Below are 16,229 nucleotides of genomic sequence, written 5' to 3' on the forward strand. Positions count from 1 at the left end.
CCGTGTTGAGGAAGAGGGACAGCAATATGCCGATTGCTTCAGATCCTGGGGTGGATCCGGTGCCCGAGTACGTCGCGTGGCGCGAGGGCGTGGCCGGCGTGCTGGCGAAGTCTCGCCGGGTCGAAGTCACCGAACTTCCCGAGGAGCCCGAGCGGCTGCTCGACGAGACCACCTATGACGGGCTGACCATTGCCCCGCTGTACACCCTGCGCGACGAGCTGCCCGAGCAGCCGCTGCCGGGCTTCTTTCCCTTCGTCCGGGGTCGGGACGCCACCCGGGACGTGCACCGCGGGTGGTACGTGAGCGCCCGGGTCGGCGAACGTGATGCCGCGACGGCCAACCGGGAGATTCTGGCCGGTTTGGAGAACGGAATCAGCGCCGTCTGGCTGACGGTCGGCGAGCGCGGCCTGCCGGTGGCCGACCTGCCGACCGCTGTCGCGGGTCTGCTGTTCGAGCTGGCTCCCTTGACCCTGGACGCGGGCAGCGCGGCCGCCGACGCGGCGGAGCGGATATTCACCGCGCTGGACGGCTATTCCGGACCGTCCCGCAAGGACATTCGGGTCGCCCTCGGTGCCGCGCCGCTGACCAGCCGCTTCGCCGGCCTCGCCGATGTCGGCCTCGCTGAGGCGGTCACGCTCGCCGGACAGGCCGCCGCGCGCGCCGAGACGGTGCGCGCGATCACCGTGGACGGCACCGTTTTCCACGACGCGGGTGCCTCCGATGCCCAGGAGCTGGGCGCGGCCGTCGCGTCCGGGCTGGCCTACCTGCGGTCGCTGACCGAGGGTCTCGACATCGTGGACGCGTTGGAGCAGCTGGAGTTCCGGTTCGCCGCCACCGACGACCAGTTCGCCACCACCGCGAAGTTCCGCGCCGCACGCCAACTCTGGGCCCGCGTCGCGCACGTGTGCGGCGCACCGGATTTCGGGGGCGCCCCGCAACACGCGGTGACCTCGGCGGCCATGATGAGTCAGCGCGATCCCTGGGTGAACATGTTGCGCAGCACGCTCGCCGCGTTCGGCGCGGGCGTCGGCGGCGCCGACACTGTGACCGTGCTGCCTTTCGACGCCGCGCTTCCACCAGGTGAGCTCGGCGTCTCGAAATCGTTCTCCGACCGCATGGCGCGCAACACCCAGTTGCTGCTGCTCGAGGAATCGCATCTGGGCCACGTGCAAGACCCGGGCGCGGGGTCCTGGTATGTCGAGGACCTTACCGCCGCACTCGCCACGAAGGCGTGGGAGTTCATGCAGGAGATCGAGGCGGCGGGCGGTTACCTCGCCGCACTGGACTCCGGACTGCTCGCCGAGCGCATCGCCGCCACCAAGACCGCGCGCGACACCGATGTCGCGCATCGCAAGACTGCCGTCACCGGCGTCAACGAATTCCCCAACCTGGCCGAGCGGCCGCTGTCCGAGACAGCGCGGCGGCCGGGCCGGGTCGCTCGTTACGGTGCGGCGTTCGAGGAACTGCGCAACCGCTCGGACGCCTACCTGGCGGCTACCGGCGTGCGGCCGAAAGCCCTTCTGGTGCCGCTCGGTTCGGTAGCCGAGCACAATGTGCGGGTCACCTTCGTCGCGAACCTGCTGGCCTCGGGCGGGATCGTATCGATCAGCCCCGGGCCGCTCGAGGTGAGCGGAATCGTCGCCGCGGCAACGGAAGCCGGTGCGCCGATCGCGGTGCTGTGCGGGTCGGACGCGCGGTACGCGGCGGAAGCCGGGGCCGCGGTGCAGCAGTTGCGTGCGGCAGGCGTGCCGACCGTGCTGCTGGCCGGTGCGGCCGAGGCCGTCACCGAACTGAGTGACGCGCAGCGTCCGGACGGATTCCTCGCGGCGCGCATCGACGCGGTCGCGGCACTGTCCGCCCTGCTCGAGAAGGTGGGAGCCTGATGACTACTCGCGAGATCAAGCATCTGATCGGCAGCTTCGCCGACGTGCCGCTGGCCGAGCGTGCGCAGAAGGCGGCCGCCGTCGACGCGGCGCAGGTGGAGGCGTACGTACGGGCGGCAGCGGTGGCCAACCACTACACGCCCGAGCAGCTGGTGTGGTCGACGCCGGAAGGTATCGACGTGCCGCCGGTGTTCACCAAGGCCGACCGCGATGCCGTTGCCGCCGAGGGATATCCGCTCGACAGCGTGCCGGGCATCGCGCCGTTCGTACGCGGGCCGTACCCCACGATGTACGTCAACCAGCCGTGGACCATCCGCCAGTACGCGGGCTTCTCCACCGCGGCGGACTCGAACGCGTTCTACCGCCGCAACCTGCAGGCGGGCCAGAAGGGCCTGTCGGTTGCGTTCGACCTGGCCACCCACCGCGGCTACGACTCCGACCACCCGCGGGTGCAGGGTGACGTCGGCATGGCGGGTGTCGCCATCGACTCGATCCTGGACATGCGCCAGCTGTTCGACCACATTCCGCTGGACCAGGTCAGTGTCTCGATGACGATGAATGGCGCGGTGCTGCCGATCCTGGCGCTGTATGTCGTCGCCGCCGAAGAACAAGGCGTCGTGCCGGAGCAGCTGGCCGGAACCATTCAGAACGACATTCTGAAAGAGTTCATGGTCCGCAACACCTATATCTACCCGCCCAAACCCTCGATGCGAATCATCTCCGACATCTTCGCCTACACCAGCGCGAAGATGCCGAAGTTCAACTCGATCTCCATCTCCGGCTACCACATCCAGGAGGCGGGTGCGACCGCCGACCTGGAGCTGGCCTACACCCTCGCCGATGGTGTCGAGTACATCCGCGCGGGCATCGACGCCGGCATGGAGGTCGACAAGTTCGCACCACGGCTGTCGTTCTTCTGGGCCATCGGCATGAACTTCTTCATGGAGGTAGCCAAGCTGCGTGCCGGGCGTCTGCTGTGGAGCGAGTTGGTCGCGAAGTTCAACCCGAAGAGCGCGAAATCGCTATCGTTGCGCACTCATTCGCAGACCTCCGGCTGGTCGCTCACCGCGCAGGACGCCTACAACAACGTCGCCCGCACCTGCATCGAGGCGATGGCCGCGACCCAGGGCCACACGCAGTCGCTGCACACCAATGCGCTCGACGAGGCGCTGGCGCTGCCGACGGACTTCTCCGCCCGCATCGCCCGCAACACGCAGCTGCTGATCCAGCAGGAGTCCAAGACCACCCGTCCGATCGACCCCTGGGGCGGTTCGTACTACGTCGAGTGGCTGACCCATCAGCTGGCCAACCGAGCGCGCGCGCACATCGCCGAGGTCGAGGCGCACGGCGGCATGGCGCAGGCGATCAGTGAGGGCATTCCGAAGCTGCGTATCGAGGAAGCGGCCGCGCGGACCCAGGCGCGTATCGACACCGGCCAGCAGCCGGTGATCGGTGTCAATAAGTACCAGGTCGAAGAAGACCAGCAGGTCGAGGTTCTCAAGGTCGAGAACTCCCGGGTGCGCGCCGAGCAGATCGAGAAGCTTCGGCGGTTGCGCACCGAGCGTGACCCGGATGCAGTGCGGCGTGCGCTGGCCGAATTGACCCGCGCCGCAGCCTCTTCGGAGGGCGGCATGGCGAACAACCTGCTCGCGTCGGCGATCGACGCGGCGCGCGCCAAGGCCACCGTCGGGGAGATCTCCGACGCGCTGGAGCAGGTGTACGGCCGCCATCAGGCCGAAATCCGGACGCTCTCCGGTGTGTACCGCGACGAGGCTGGAAAGGTCACGAACATCACCGAGGCGAGCGCGCTGGTCGAGGAGTTCGCGGAGGCCGAAGGCCGCCGTCCGCGCATCCTCGTCGCCAAGATGGGCCAGGACGGCCACGACCGTGGGCAGAAGGTGATCGCCACCGCCTTCGCCGATCTCGGCTTCGACGTCGACGTGGGCCCGCTGTTCCAGACCCCGGAAGAGGTGGCGCGGCAGGCGGCCGACAACGACGTACATGTCGTCGGCGTGTCCTCGCTGGCGGCAGGCCACCTCACGCTGGTACCCGCCCTGCGGCAGGCACTGGCGGATGTCGGACGTCCCGACATCATGGTCATCGTCGGCGGCGTCATCCCGCCCGGCGACTTCGACGAGCTCTACCAGGCGGGCGCAGCGGCGATCTTTCCGCCCGGCACGGTGATCGCCAACGCGGCGATCGACCTGCTGAAGAAACTCGGCGCCGAACTCGGTCACGAACTCGGGAGCGGCGCCGCGGATTCCGCCGCCACCGAATGAACGAGGCGGGTTCGCCGGTCGCGAAGGTGACCGCGCGCCGGACGATCGATGTCGACGCGCTCGCCGAGGCGGTCCGCAACAACGAGCGGTCCGCCTTGGCGCGGGCGATCACCCTGGTGGAGTCCACCCGCGCCGATCACAGGGCGCTGGCGCAGCAACTGCTGCTGCAGGTGACACCGGAGGGCGGCGGTTCCGCGACGGCTACGGTCTCGAACCGGGTCGGGATCACGGGTGTTCCCGGCGTCGGCAAATCCACGTTCATCGACGCGCTCGGCATGTATCTGATCGGCAGAGGGCATCGGGTCGCCGTACTGGCGGTCGATCCGTCCTCGACCAGGACGGGCGGCTCCATCCTCGGCGACAAGACCAGGATGGCACGGCTGTCGGTGGAACGCGACGCTTATATCCGCCCGTCGCCCACCGCGGGCACGCTCGGCGGCGTCGCCAAGGCGACCCGCGAGACCATCGTGCTGCTCGAGGCCGCGGGCTACGACGTGATCCTGGTGGAGACCGTCGGGGTCGGCCAGTCCGAGGTCACGGTCGCGAACATGGTCGACGTGTTCTGCTTCCTCACTCTGGCCCGCACCGGTGACCAGCTGCAGGGCATCAAGAAAGGTGTGCTGGAGCTGGCCGACCTGGTGGCGGTGAACAAGGCCGATGGCACACATGAGAGGGAGGCCAAAGCCGCGGCCCGCGAACTCGCGGGAGCGTTGCGCCTCATCCACCCGCACGACGCGCTGTGGCGGCCGCCGGTGCTCACCATGAGTGGACTGCAAGGCATGGGACTGGACAAATTTTGGGTCACCGTGCTGGAGCATCGCCGGGTGCTCACCGATGCTGGGGAGTTCGACGAGAAGCGCCGCCGCCAGCAGATCGACTGGACCTGGACCATGGTGCACGACCAGCTGTTGCGCAGGCTGGCGGACAACCCCGAGGTGAAAGCGATTCGGGCACAGGTGGAGAAGCAAGTCCGCGATGGCGCCCTGACCGCCGCGCTCGCGGCCGAGGAACTGCTGCGGGCCTTCGACGGTCGCTGATCCAGCTATGGCGCCGGCTACTGGCACGTCGGCCGAAGGGGGCAAGTCAGACGGCGTCGTCGAGTGATTCGAGCAGGTTATTCGACGCCGAAGAGCCGGGCCGCGTTCCGGTGGCAGACCTGCCGTAACCAGTCATCGCCGAGCTCGAGGCGCTCGAGAACCTGGATCGAATGGACGTAGGGGTAACACCGAAGTCGCGCAAAGTCTTCAGGCGGACTTGCTCCTCGGCGCGGTAGGTGATCGGCCAGCTGCGGCCGATCAGCGGACCTACCGAATCGAAGTACGCCCACACCTTGCGCAGTAGCTGGTCGGGCATGAAATGGGTGTGCACGTCGATGATTCCGGGCAAGCCGAGTCTGGTGCGAAACGCGGAAAGGTCCGTGGTGTCGTCCTCGGTCATCGCAGCTCCGAGATCTTGCGGCACAGGCGTGTCGGGTCGGCACCGATGAGCGCTGCGCGATGGCGTCTCATCGCACCTCTTGGGCGGCGGGCGGATGGACGGCCCGCGCGAAGTCGCCGACCCGCGTGATCAGCCGCTCGAAAAACAACTCCGGGTCGGTGCCGATCACGATGTCGGCATTGGGTTCCCTGCCCCACATGCCCGCCCAGTCGGCGACCGTGGTCGCGCGCGTGAGGGTGCCCGCCAGCTCGACGTCGACTGTCGCGGGACGGGTGCGGGCCAGCGTCGGGTCCAGCGCTACCGCTGCCGCGAACGGATCGTGCATGTGGGCGAGGTACCCCTGGTCGTAACTGCGGTGGAAGTCGAAATAGAACCGCACGGCATCGGTGACGTACCGGACGATCGGATTGCTCGCGGCCGAGCGGGCCCCAGGCTGATCGTTCTCCGAAACCAATTCCACCGGAAAACTTTTCGCACGCTCGGCCAGCCGGACCAGGTGTGACGGCCGCATCTCGATGGTCTCGGTGATGTCGAGCGCGCAGACGATCGGCCTGCGTTGTGCGGGCGCCGCGGCGAACGCGTCGAAGACCTCCTTGGCGGCCTCGGGGTCGACGTGCACGTTCCACTCGTTGGTCGGTGTCGTGTTGCCGGGGTGGTTGAACGCGCCGCCCATGATCACGAGGCGGCGCAGCAGCACCGGCAACTCGGGCTCGATCCGCAGGGCGAGTGCCAGGTTGGTCAAGGGGCCGGTGCAGAGTCCGACGAGCTCGCCGGGGTGTGCGCGAGCCTGGTCGGCCCACATTCGCGCGGCCGGGCGCGGGGAGAGACGGCGGGTGGAGGCGGGCAGTTCGGCGTAGCCGACGCCCTGCGGTCCGTGGGTGTCCTCGGTGGTGCGTAAGGGGATCGCGATAGGGTCGGCGGCACCGAGCGCGACCTCGATGTCGGGGGCATGGCAGACATCCAGCCACGCGAGATTGTTCGCGGCGACTTGTGCTGCGGACACGTTGCCAGCCGTGGCAGCTATCCCGGCGATCTCGGCGTCGGGGGAGCCGAGCAGGTAGAGCAGCGCGAGCGAGTCATCGATGCCGGTATCGACGTCCATGATGATTTTCTGCCGCACGGCACGAGACTAGCGAGTCCGAGCCGCCCCGCCGCGCCGAGGCGGCAACTCGCCGGCATCGACGGTGGGCGGTGGCACGAGCGTCTAGTACATTTGTCTGAGACGTTGTAGCCTCGAGTCATGGGAAATCGCGAGGATCTACTGGCTGGGGCACGGAAAGTCATCGTCGAGCGCGGCGTCGCCAAGGCTACGGCCCGTGACATCGCCTCGGCCGCGGGCGTGAGCCTGGCGGCGATCGGATATCACTTCGGCTCGAAGGAGCAACTGATCACCGAGGCGCTGACTGACACCCTGGGCACCGCGATCGGCGACAGCATGGAGCAGATGATCCGCGAGGGAAGCGGCGTCGCGCCGCTCGAAGCGTTCGTCGCGATGTGGAACGCGATGCCCAAGGTATTCGCGGACAACCGGGACTCCATGCTCGCGAGCATGGAGAACCTGGTCCGGGTCGCGCGGTCGCCGGAGTCGCAGAGATTCTTCGCCGAGAGTCTGCCCGGGGCCTATCGTGACATGGCGGCGGCATTGCGCGAGGCGCACCCGCACCTGCGCGCGGAACAGGCGGAGGCGATGGCCGAGCTGTACTTCGTGCTCGTCCAGGGACTCGGCGTCCTGCAGACGATCGTTCCGGATGTGAGGCTTCCCGACGGGGACCGTTTGGCGCAAGCTGTGGCCGCCCTCATGGGAGACGTGCCCGCGGCTGGTTGAAATGCGGGTGGCCACACGGTCGACCCCGGTGGGGGATGTTAGTGGCCATGTTGCGATCACGTTGATCGCATATCTCTGGTCGCCTTTCGGTGCGCTCTACCATGATCGGACGAAGCGCGCTGGCGATTCTCTCTACCGCTCTCAGTTCATGTCGTGACCAGAGTGTGTGGTAGCGCAAGGGTGGAAGAGCGGTAGGGTGGCGCAGGCCAAAATGGTACTAGCGTACCGGTTTAAGTTAAGGGCCCCATCGATGTCGGCCGACCGATCTTCGACCGAAAGAGCCCGATGACTGTGCCGTCGAACCTCTCCTCCTCAACCGTGAAACCCCTTGCTTCGGTGCGGAACTCGCGATCACGGAGGGCATGGTCGGCTCGCGAGATGGCGTTCTGGGATCCGGTGAGCTGGCAGCTTCCTGTGCTGCTGGGGCGATGCCATGCGTGGGTCGGCGCCTCGCGCGTGCGACGCAGGGTGGTGTCGTTTCTGGCCATCGCAGCCGTGTTGCTCGTCTTCCCAGGAGTTGTCGGAGCTACTGCCGTGGCGGTGGGGGAGGGTGACTCGACCATGGTGGGATCCAGTATCGATGCGTTGAGCTGGATGGATATTCGGGATTCGGCCGGGGTCCCGTTGACCGGTTATGTATTCGCCACCAGTGGCGGCGGCCTGTTCAATCCGGTGGAGACCGCGGTGTCGACGGTGCTCGGCCTGGAATTCGTCGGGTACATGGTGATTGTGACCAGCGCGGTGTGGGCGATCGGTTTCGCGATCAGCTTCCAGTGGCTGGACCCCTTCGGCCGGGCGTTGAGCGGGGTCGCCGACAGCCTGACCGGCCAGATCGCCACCCCGATCCTGATGGCCCTGGCGGCGACGATCGGCGCGTTCTTCGTCGGCTGGTTCGTGATACGCGGATACCACGCCAAGGCCACCATGCAGATCGTGACGATGCTGGGGGTCGCGCTCATGGGCCCATTCGTGCTGGCGGCGCCGTTGGCGGAAGTGTTGTCGTCGGACGGGCTGTTGGCACAGGGACGTGACCTCGGAATCTCGGTGGCCGCTGGGTTGAACGGCCACGCCGCGGCGAATCCCGACCAGTTGATCGCGAGGATGCAGGGCGATCTGGCCGACAACTTCGCACGGCGGCCGGTGCAGGTGTGGAACTTCGGTCACGTGGTCGACGAGTCGCCGCGGTGTGCGGCCGCCTGGACGGCGGCGGTGCGCTCCGGTGAGGACTCCCGGGTGGTGAACGGCATGCGCGCCTGCGGCGACCCGATGGCGTATGCCAAGGCGAACCATCCCAGTATGGGGCAGATCGGTTCCGGTCTGGTGTTGCTGTTCTGTGCGGCGGTCCTGCTCTGCTTCGGGGCGTATCTCGGGATCAAAATCATTTGGGCAGCTCTGGATTCGGTTTATCACGGCTTCATGTCGATCTTCGGATTCGCGGCAGGGGGATTCGTCTACGGGCCCACACAGACCTTCCTGGTGCGCAATGTCGTGGACAGCGTGATCGCGGCCGGGCGAATGGCGACATACACCATCTTTCTCGGGGTGTACGTACTGTTCCTGGGCAATCTGTTCCACGAAGCTCGCGGCCAGGTGACGTTGGTGCTCGTCCTCGGCGCCATCGTGGAGGTCATCGCCATTCTCCAGCTGAAGCGGCTGAGCGCGGGTCTCAGCCGCGGCAACGACTGGATCGCCAACCGGTTCGCACTTGCCGTGCAGGGCGGGGGCGGCCAGGGCGGCGGTTCGGGCCCCGCTCTCGGGATGGGCCCCGGCGGCACGGCACATGCCATGGCAGCCGGGCTGATGACCGGGCTCGCGGCGGTCAACACCATCAACAGCAACCCGATCGCCGGGTTGCTGCTCGGGAACAAGCGCAACCCGCTCGACCCGAACGCGCGACTGCGCAACCGTGCGGAGCGCGGGAGTTGGCAATCGAACGCTTTGATCAACGAAAAGGGCTGGAATGTCAATTACATGCGAACCCGCGAACAGATCATCGAGGCGGCAAGGAGCGCTGTCCGCGAGCACGGCGGGCGGCACACGGCCCGCAGCGCCGCCGCAGCCGTCGACCGCATCGTCAATCGCGGCGGGGGTATGGGCGATATAGGTACCGCGATGATTGATGCCGGGTTCACCGATCAAGAGATGATCATCGACGCCATGCGGGCCTACAACTACCGCCAGAACTTCGCGCCGAGCGTGTGGGACGGCGACAAGTACATCGGCGAAGCCGCGGCGTCGCTCGCGGTGCTCAAACTAGGCCGCTCGCCCGCCAACATGGCGCTGTTCCAGCAGACGGCGCACCGGCTCGCGAACCGTCGCTACATCGATCGTGTCCCGGAATCCGCGCTCACGCGGGCCGAACGCGACTACCTCTACGACTACTTCGACACGCCGACCCGAGACAAGATCAGGGGCATCCAGGCTCTCGCAGGGGGGAGCAAGATCATCGAAGACGCCCATGGCAACCAGGTGCAGTCCAACCCGGCCTACCCGCTACCAGAGCAGTTCAAAGGCTGGAGCCAGGAACGCGGCGAGCTGATGAACAGGTTCATCATGCCGCATCTCGCCAGCCGGTACCGCACCGCCGCCGAGGCGGGAGACCTCAAAGAAGCGTCGAACGTTCTGCACACCATGGCGAACTCCGAATACTGGACAGGCAATGTCAAGTTGACGCCGTCGAAGGCGATCCCGCGGTTCTAGCGACCTACCGTCGGCGACGGGCCATGCAGTCCGGGAACTCACCGACTGGCCCTACACCGGCATGCGGACGATGCCCGTACGGCATGGGTCTCAATGGACCACCCCCGGTGCGACGGATGCCGAGCAGGCCGGGGATGGTGCACCGGTGGAGGAGATCTTTCGGGCGGTCGGCGTCCGGGGGTGGGTGTATGCCCGCTGCCTGGACTGTGGAGCGGACGCGGGCTCTGGCGCGGACGAGCCCGTGGTGCTCGCGTCCGTGGTCAAGGTGCCGATGGTGCTGGAGTTCGCCAGGCAGGTGGTGGCGGGTCAGCTGGATCCCGCCGACCGAGTACGCGCCGGTGCCGGCGACCGGCTCGGCGGCATCGGCACGGCGGGCTGCGCCGACGACGTCGAATTGAGCCTGCGCGACGCCGCCTACTTCGCGCTCACCCTCAGCGACAACACCGCGGCAGACCTGCTGTTCGACCGTGTCGGTCTGGACAATGTGCGGTCTCTGCTGCGTGAGCTCGGCCTCACGGCGACCCATGTGGTCGGCCCGCCTCGAGCGGTCGTGCAATCGATGGCCGAAGACATCGGTGCCCGGGACGCAGCCGAGTTCGCCCGGCGGTTTCCCACTCTGAGCCCTGAGGAGGTACTGCGCACCCGGGCGCTCGACCCACACCGGACGAGCGCGAGCACTCCGCGCGAAATGGTCCGGCTGCTCACCCTCCTCGCGGAGGACCGGGCGGGCGCCGCCGAGGCGTGCCGGTGGGTGCGCGATCTGATGCGCCAGCAGGTGAGCTGGCACCGCCTAGCCGCCGCGTTTCCGCCGCAGGTGCAGATCTGGGCAAGACCGGGACACTGCCCGGCGTGCGCAACGAGATCGGTGTGGTCGAGTATCCAGACGGAAAGCGCTACGCCGTCGCGGTTTTCACCAGAGGATCGACGCCGGCGCAGCGGCTGCCCGAGGTGGACCGCGCCATCGGCGCCGCCGGAGTGCGCGCGATCGAAAGTATCGCTCACGGCCTCCCGTAGACGACGTTCCACGGGCGCTGCTGCGGCAGCAGGACGGTCGCGGGCCGCGACGCACCGTCGCCCTGCACCACGGCCACGACCAGCTCGGCCAGTTCGCGCACCAGCGAAGGGGGAAACCCCACCACCTGGGCACCGAGACGCATTCAACCTGATGGCCGCGCTCGGTGCGCCGGAGGATCAGCTGTCCTTGGCCACGGGCGGCGAGTTCCTCCGTTTCGACGGCTACTCGATCCGGGTGCTGCGGTCGCTGCATTCGGCGTCCGGAACGAGTGCGACGGTGGCGTTCGCGGGTACCCGTCCCGGGCTCGGCGCGGGAAAGCTCGCCGAGCCGAAGGTAATTCGTGATCTGGTCGAGGGCGGCACCCTCGCGTACGAGGTGAGTGGCGGCGGGGTGAGCGTGCTGGACTTCGGCGGATCGAACTACATCGAGTCGGAACTTGGGGGCCTGCGCCCGGACGTGCTGCTGCTTCCCGCGGGTGGGACAAAGATCGTCGACTACGTCGCGCGGCTGCTGCGCGTCACCGGCAACCCGCGATATGTGCTCCCGACGCACTGGGACGACTTCGACTATCCACTCACCGCTCCGGCCCGCGACTGGGGCGGTCTCGAGCCGCTGCGTGCCGCCGTCGCCGCGGCTAGCCCGCAGAGTACCTTCGTCACCGTCGACCATCTGCGCACCTTCACGCCGTAACCGTCCCGCGCGGCATCCTGGACGGAGAACGTTGTCGGCGGTGTTCGGCCGGTCGCGCCGATCCAGCGGTCGACGGCGGCGCGCGGCAGGATCGGTCCCGACAGGGCGCACTCGACGACTACGGTGGCCTTCGTCCCGTGCGGGCGCCGACACAGATGATGGAGAAGGAGACCGAACGTGGCTGGAACCCTCGCCAACTCGGAGTGGTTGCGGACCTTGCGATCCGAGGCGACCGCGCGACACCATCTGCTGTGCTTCCCGCCCGGCGGGGGACCGGCCACGGCGTATCGAGAACTGGCGCAGCGGTTCGGTGCGGGCGTCGTCGTCCTCTCTGCGCAGTATCCGGGTCGGCAGGACCGGCTGGCTGAGACGCCGATCACAGATATCGGTGAGCTTGCCGATCGGATCGCTGAGGAAGTGCTGGCGCAGGGGCGGATCGACCAGCTGTCGCTGTTCGGGCACAGTATGGGCGCCACCGTGGCGTTCGAGACCGCGCGCAGGCTGGAACGCTGTGGGCAGCAGATCGCGACGCTGTTCGTGTCGGGTCGTCCCGCACCGACCTTTCTGGAGCTCCAGCGCTTGCATCTGGCCTCCGACGACGAGCTGATCCGGGATCTGGAGCGGTTGGCCGCCGACCCGGCACCGGTGGAACTGTTGCGTAACGAGCCGAGTCTCGCCGAACTCGTACTGCCCGCGGTGCGCGCCGACTATCAGGCCGTGGAGACCTATCGATACCAACCGGGTGACCCGCTGCGCGCCGACATCGTGGCGCTGGTGAGCACCGAGGACCCGACCATGCGGCCTGAGCAGGCCGACGAGTGGCGCGAACACACCGGAGGGGCCTTCGAACGAGCGACGTTCTCCGGCGGCCACTTCTACCTCGACGAGCGCGTCGCGGAGGTCGCCGACTTCGTCGGCCGCCATCTCCGGTGTGCCTGAGACCTCGGTCTTGCGCGAAGGTTCGTCAGCTCGGGGCATTCAGGCGAATCGGCCCGCCGGGCCGCTGCCGAAGGGTCCACACATAACCGATCCAGGACGCCGCTACCAGCGCGGCAGCCAGGACGCGTACCAGCCCCAGCGCGTCCGCGGGGTAGAGCACGCCGGTGATGTAGTAGTCGATGAACCCGCTCGACGGCAGCCGCGCCTGGCCCGCGCGCTCTCGCGCCCAGTTCTCCAGGCGCGTCAACGGACAGTCGAATCCGAATATGACCGTGCTGAATCCCCACGCGGCCGAGACCAAGTGCGGCCAGATGGTGCGCGGCAGGCGCCACGCGAAATATCCGCCGACCACCACGTAGGCCACGAAGGCGAAATGCGCGACGGCCGTGGTATCGGCCAGTAGCCGGTACAGCACGCTTCAAGGGTAGCCCGCACTCGACCGGGGTATCCGGGCTTCAGCGCAGGCCGTGGCGGACTACCACGGGGAAGGCTCGTAGTCCTTGAGGAAGCAACCGAACAGGTCGGTGCCGTTCTCGCCCTGCACAATCGGGTCGTAGACCCGTGCCGCGCCGTCGACCAGATCGAGCGGTGCGTGAAAACCCTCCTCGGCGAGGCGGACTTTCGTGTAGTGCGGGCGTTCGTCGGTGATCCAGCCCGTGTCGACGGCAGTCATCAAAATGCCGTCTTCCTCGAACATCTCGTGGGCGCTGGTGCGGGTCAACATGTTCAGCGCGGCCTTGGCCATGTTGGTGTGCGGGTGTCCCGGGCCCTTGTAGGCTCGGGAGAACTGGCCCTCCATCGCGGAGACATTGACGACGTACTTGCGTCGCGCCGCCGCGGCTGCCATCGCCGGGCGCAGGCGAGAGACCAGGATGAACGGCGCGACCGAGTTGCACAGCTGTACCTCGAGCAGCTCGGTCGGATCGACCTCGGCGACGGTTTGCACCCAGCTGTTGGTGTGCGCGAGATCCGGCACCAGACCGCCCGCGTCGATCGCCACGCCGCGCGCAATGCGGTCCGGCGTCGCAGATCCCGCGACCAACGCCAGCTCGGCGATGTCGGCGGCGGAGAGCGTCGGAGTGAGCGAGGCGGTGAGCGCGGTCGGGTGCGCCTGCATGGTCTTGCCGAAGCTGACCACATCCGGCAGCGCGCCGGCGGGCAGCGGTCCGGACTCCGCCTCGACCAGCGCGCTGTAGGCGCCGGCGGAGCGGCGTACCGTCTGTGCGGCGTTGTTGATCAGGATGTCCAGGGGGCCGTGGGCGGCGACGTCATCGGCCAAGGCGACCACTTGGGCGGGGTCGCGCAGATCGATGCCGACGACGCGCAGCCGGTGCAGCCAGTCGGCGCTGTCATCCATCGCGGCGAAACGCCGGATCGCGTCGTTCGGGAAGCGCGTGGTGATGGTCGTGTGCGCGCCGTCGCGCAGCAGCCTGAGCGCGATGTACATGCCGATCTTGGCGCGGCCGCCGGTGAGTAGCGCCCGCCGCCCGCTCAGGTCGGTACGAGCGTCCCGCTTGGCGTGGCTGCTCGCCGCGCAATCCGGGCATAGCTGGTGGTAGAACGCATCCACCTGGGCGTATCGCTGCTTGCAGATATAACACGGGCGCGGGCGGACCAACGTGCCCGCGCTGGCACCGGCCGTGCTGGAGCTGATCGGGATGCCGGCGGTCTCGTCATCGATCCGGTTCGGAGAGCCGGTCGCGGTGGCCGCGACTACCGCGCGATCGGCGGTAGAAGCCGCCTCGCGCGCCTCCGACCTGCGCCGTTGCTTGAGCTTCTTGAACATGTGCCCGACCGCGCGCTGCACGGTCACCGAGTCGGGATGTTCTTTCTCCAGCGCCCCGGCCAGCTCCAGGACCCGTAGGCAGGTCGCGAGGTCCTCCGGATCGATCATGCTTTCGGCCATCGCGGCTACGGACATCCTTCATCGAGCTGGGCAATTGACCGGGCTATTGTCGCAAACCCCGCCCGGCGGGTCGGCGCCTGGTCGCGAGCAGCTGCACCGGAACGAAGGTGCGCCGCACCCGCGTTCCCCAGGTGATGCAGCAGATCGACCTGCGCGATCCGCCCTCCAGCGACGAGGTCGATGCGCCAGGTGCGCGCGGGAACGGCGAGATACCGCCGGACTGTCGCAGTAGTTCGGCAACGGCCGGGGTGGCCGAAGGCTATGTCCGCGCACGTCGTAGGTGATTGTTTGGACGCCGTCGGCCAGCTGGGTGCCGAGAGTGCTTCGATACGAGTATCGCCATTATTGACAGTTCGCCAATAGTTGGGAACTCTAACTAAGGGCAGAACCGGCGACAGGATCGGACCGGAGCGAGCAAAGGATCGAGCGATGGCACGCGTGGCGTGGAGTGACGACGAGGTCGAGGCGGTACGTGACCTGGCGAGGACCTTCTTCGAGAAGGAAGTCGTCCCGCACGAGGAGAAGTTCGTCGCACACTGTTGGTTGAATGACTGAATCATCGCCTACCTGCATCATTCGTGCCGGAAGGATCGAATTGCCAGTGGCGCGTGCCGGAGGGCTGCGGCGCCGTCATCCGCCAAGATCGATTTTGGGGGAAATCGGGGGAGTTCTTCATCCTTGGCGACCGGTCCGAGGTTGATGCTTGGGCAACTCGGCAACGGCTAGCAAACCGTCTACGAATCCGTCGGAGAATATCGGCGTGTCGCGTTCGTTGTCGCTTCGTGTCGCACAGGTCGACAGCATCGTGACTGCCCTCGGTGAGGCTTCGTGTCAAGCGCATGAGCCGAAGCTGTTGCGGCTGAGCAGATCTGATGGCATGCTGTCCAAGCAGATTCTGTGCTGATGGTGCGTCTCACCTCAGCCGCGTCGAGGGTCTAGATCGGCGCGACACCGGCAATCATCCGAAACTCGGATTCCTGTGCCGCCATCCTTGACCCAATCTTCGTATCGCGCTCCATCTAGCGCACGACGCCTCGGAGGTCTGCCGTGACTTCGCCTACTGCCCGGACTACCCCATGCGACTTCGATAAGGCCGCCTGACATGGGGCATGCGAATAGACGAGAAACGAAGAAGGATGGGCTCTTCTGGGAGGCCCGATATAAGGCTGAAGACGGCAAGTACAAACCGATCCTCGACGCCAACGGCAAGCCAGTTCGGTACTGGACGCCAGAATCAGCCAAAGAGGCGGCCGACCGCGCCGAGATTGAATTCGAGATCCGGTCGAAGGTAGGCGTTCCCGCCGCACATCCGACCCAGCTGAACGATCCTGACGTCCAATCCTTCAAAGACTTCGTGAATGAATGGCTGGATGAGCAGGACCTGGCCGAAGCCACGATCGCGAAGTACGAATCCCACATCCGATGTCATCTGCTGCCCGCCTTCGGCCACATTGGCTTAGTACTCCAGCTGCACTTCGTGATGTTGCGGGGTAGCCTTTTTCGTTGTGTCGGTGGATGAGGATCTGGCTGCGTGGGTGGCCGGGTTGGATGAGTT

General features: G+C 67.1%; 13 protein-coding genes and 2 pseudogenes. 10 read left to right on the forward strand and 5 right to left on the reverse strand.

Annotated elements, in window-relative coordinates; all coding sequences use genetic code 11:
• Positions 1 to 26 precede the first annotated feature (26 nt).
• The 3 genes from AB0H00_RS26320 to meaB are packed head-to-tail and all read left to right on the forward strand — an operon-like array spanning position 27 to position 5,199.
• The gene (locus tag AB0H00_RS26320) at positions 27 to 1,883 is read left to right on the forward strand and encodes a methylmalonyl-CoA mutase family protein (RefSeq protein WP_357271345.1); all 1,857 of its coding nucleotides are present in this window, start codon (positions 27 to 29) and stop codon (positions 1,881 to 1,883) included.
• Entirely contained in the window at positions 1,883 to 4,162 is a 2,280-nt protein-coding gene (scpA, locus tag AB0H00_RS26325; protein WP_357271348.1) for a methylmalonyl-CoA mutase, read from the forward strand. The genes AB0H00_RS26320 and scpA overlap by 1 nt, the downstream gene beginning before the upstream one ends.
• Positions 4,159 to 5,199 carry a methylmalonyl Co-A mutase-associated GTPase MeaB gene (gene meaB / locus AB0H00_RS26330; RefSeq protein WP_357271351.1) on the forward strand — a complete coding sequence of 347 codons (1,041 nt, stop codon included), beginning with the start codon at positions 4,159 to 4,161 and terminating at the stop codon, positions 5,197 to 5,199. Before scpA ends, meaB begins: the two co-directional genes overlap by 4 nt.
• Before the next feature lie 184 nt (positions 5,200 to 5,383).
• On the opposite strand, the pseudogene AB0H00_RS26335 reads toward meaB, so the two are convergent.
• A pseudogene (locus tag AB0H00_RS26335) lies at positions 5,384 to 5,599 on the reverse strand (amidohydrolase); the annotation flags it as partial.
• Positions 5,600 to 5,666: 67 nt separating this feature from the next.
• Positions 5,667 to 6,719, reverse strand: coding sequence for a nucleoside hydrolase (locus tag AB0H00_RS26340; protein WP_357271354.1), 1,053 nt, complete (start codon positions 6,717 to 6,719; stop codon positions 5,667 to 5,669).
• Between the two features lie 120 nt (positions 6,720 to 6,839).
• On the opposite strand from AB0H00_RS26340, the gene AB0H00_RS26345 reads away from it, so the two are divergent.
• The 3 genes and pseudogenes from AB0H00_RS26345 to AB0H00_RS26355 all read left to right on the forward strand — a co-directional run bounded on the left by AB0H00_RS26345 (position 6,840) and on the right by AB0H00_RS26355 (position 11,138).
• On the forward strand, positions 6,840 to 7,424 hold the full coding sequence (locus AB0H00_RS26345; RefSeq protein WP_357271357.1) for a helix-turn-helix domain-containing protein: 585 nt from the start codon (positions 6,840 to 6,842) through the stop codon (positions 7,422 to 7,424).
• A 378-nt stretch (positions 7,425 to 7,802) separates the two neighbouring features.
• On the forward strand, positions 7,803 to 10,124 hold the full coding sequence (locus tag AB0H00_RS26350) for a hypothetical protein (protein ID WP_357271360.1): 2,322 nt from the start codon (positions 7,803 to 7,805) through the stop codon (positions 10,122 to 10,124).
• A gap of 70 nt (positions 10,125 to 10,194) precedes the next feature.
• Positions 10,195 to 11,138: pseudogene (locus AB0H00_RS26355) on the forward strand (serine hydrolase).
• Here AB0H00_RS26355 and AB0H00_RS26360 read toward each other — a convergent pair.
• Positions 11,123 to 11,281 (reverse strand): hypothetical protein, encoded by a 159-nt coding sequence (locus AB0H00_RS26360; RefSeq protein ID WP_357271363.1) that lies wholly within the window; start codon positions 11,279 to 11,281, stop codon positions 11,123 to 11,125. The pseudogene AB0H00_RS26355 and the gene AB0H00_RS26360 sit on opposite strands and share 16 nt — an antisense overlap.
• Before the next feature lie 8 nt (positions 11,282 to 11,289).
• Here AB0H00_RS26360 and AB0H00_RS26365 point away from each other — a divergent pair, with 8 nt between their 5' ends.
• Both AB0H00_RS26365 and AB0H00_RS26370 read left to right on the forward strand, forming a co-directional pair.
• Positions 11,290 to 11,829 (forward strand): hypothetical protein, encoded by a 540-nt coding sequence (locus AB0H00_RS26365; protein ID WP_357271366.1) that lies wholly within the window; start codon positions 11,290 to 11,292, stop codon positions 11,827 to 11,829.
• A 177-nt stretch (positions 11,830 to 12,006) separates the two neighbouring features.
• The gene (locus AB0H00_RS26370; protein ID WP_357271369.1) at positions 12,007 to 12,768 is read left to right on the forward strand and encodes an alpha/beta fold hydrolase; all 762 of its coding nucleotides are present in this window, start codon (positions 12,007 to 12,009) and stop codon (positions 12,766 to 12,768) included.
• Between the two features lie 25 nt (positions 12,769 to 12,793).
• Here the strand turns inward: AB0H00_RS26370 and AB0H00_RS26375 are convergent, their stop codons facing one another.
• The gene (locus tag AB0H00_RS26375) at positions 12,794 to 13,183 is read right to left on the reverse strand and encodes a DUF2784 domain-containing protein (RefSeq protein ID WP_357271372.1); all 390 of its coding nucleotides are present in this window, start codon (positions 13,181 to 13,183) and stop codon (positions 12,794 to 12,796) included.
• A gap of 60 nt (positions 13,184 to 13,243) precedes the next feature.
• Positions 13,244 to 14,674, reverse strand: coding sequence for an SDR family NAD(P)-dependent oxidoreductase (locus AB0H00_RS26380; RefSeq protein WP_357271375.1), 1,431 nt, complete (start codon positions 14,672 to 14,674; stop codon positions 13,244 to 13,246).
• Between the two features lie 429 nt (positions 14,675 to 15,103).
• Between AB0H00_RS26380 and AB0H00_RS26385 the strand changes: the two genes are divergently transcribed.
• Positions 15,104 to 15,229, forward strand: coding sequence for a hypothetical protein (locus tag AB0H00_RS26385; RefSeq protein WP_357271378.1), 126 nt, complete (start codon positions 15,104 to 15,106; stop codon positions 15,227 to 15,229).
• Positions 15,230 to 15,776: 547 nt separating this feature from the next.
• Entirely contained in the window at positions 15,777 to 16,193 is a 417-nt protein-coding gene (locus tag AB0H00_RS26390; protein WP_357271381.1) for a hypothetical protein, read from the forward strand.
• Positions 16,194 to 16,229 lie beyond the last annotated feature (36 nt).

The sequence above is a fragment of the Nocardia sp. NPDC023852 genome, assembly GCF_040639505.1.
GTDB lineage: Bacteria > Actinomycetota > Actinomycetes > Mycobacteriales > Mycobacteriaceae > Nocardia.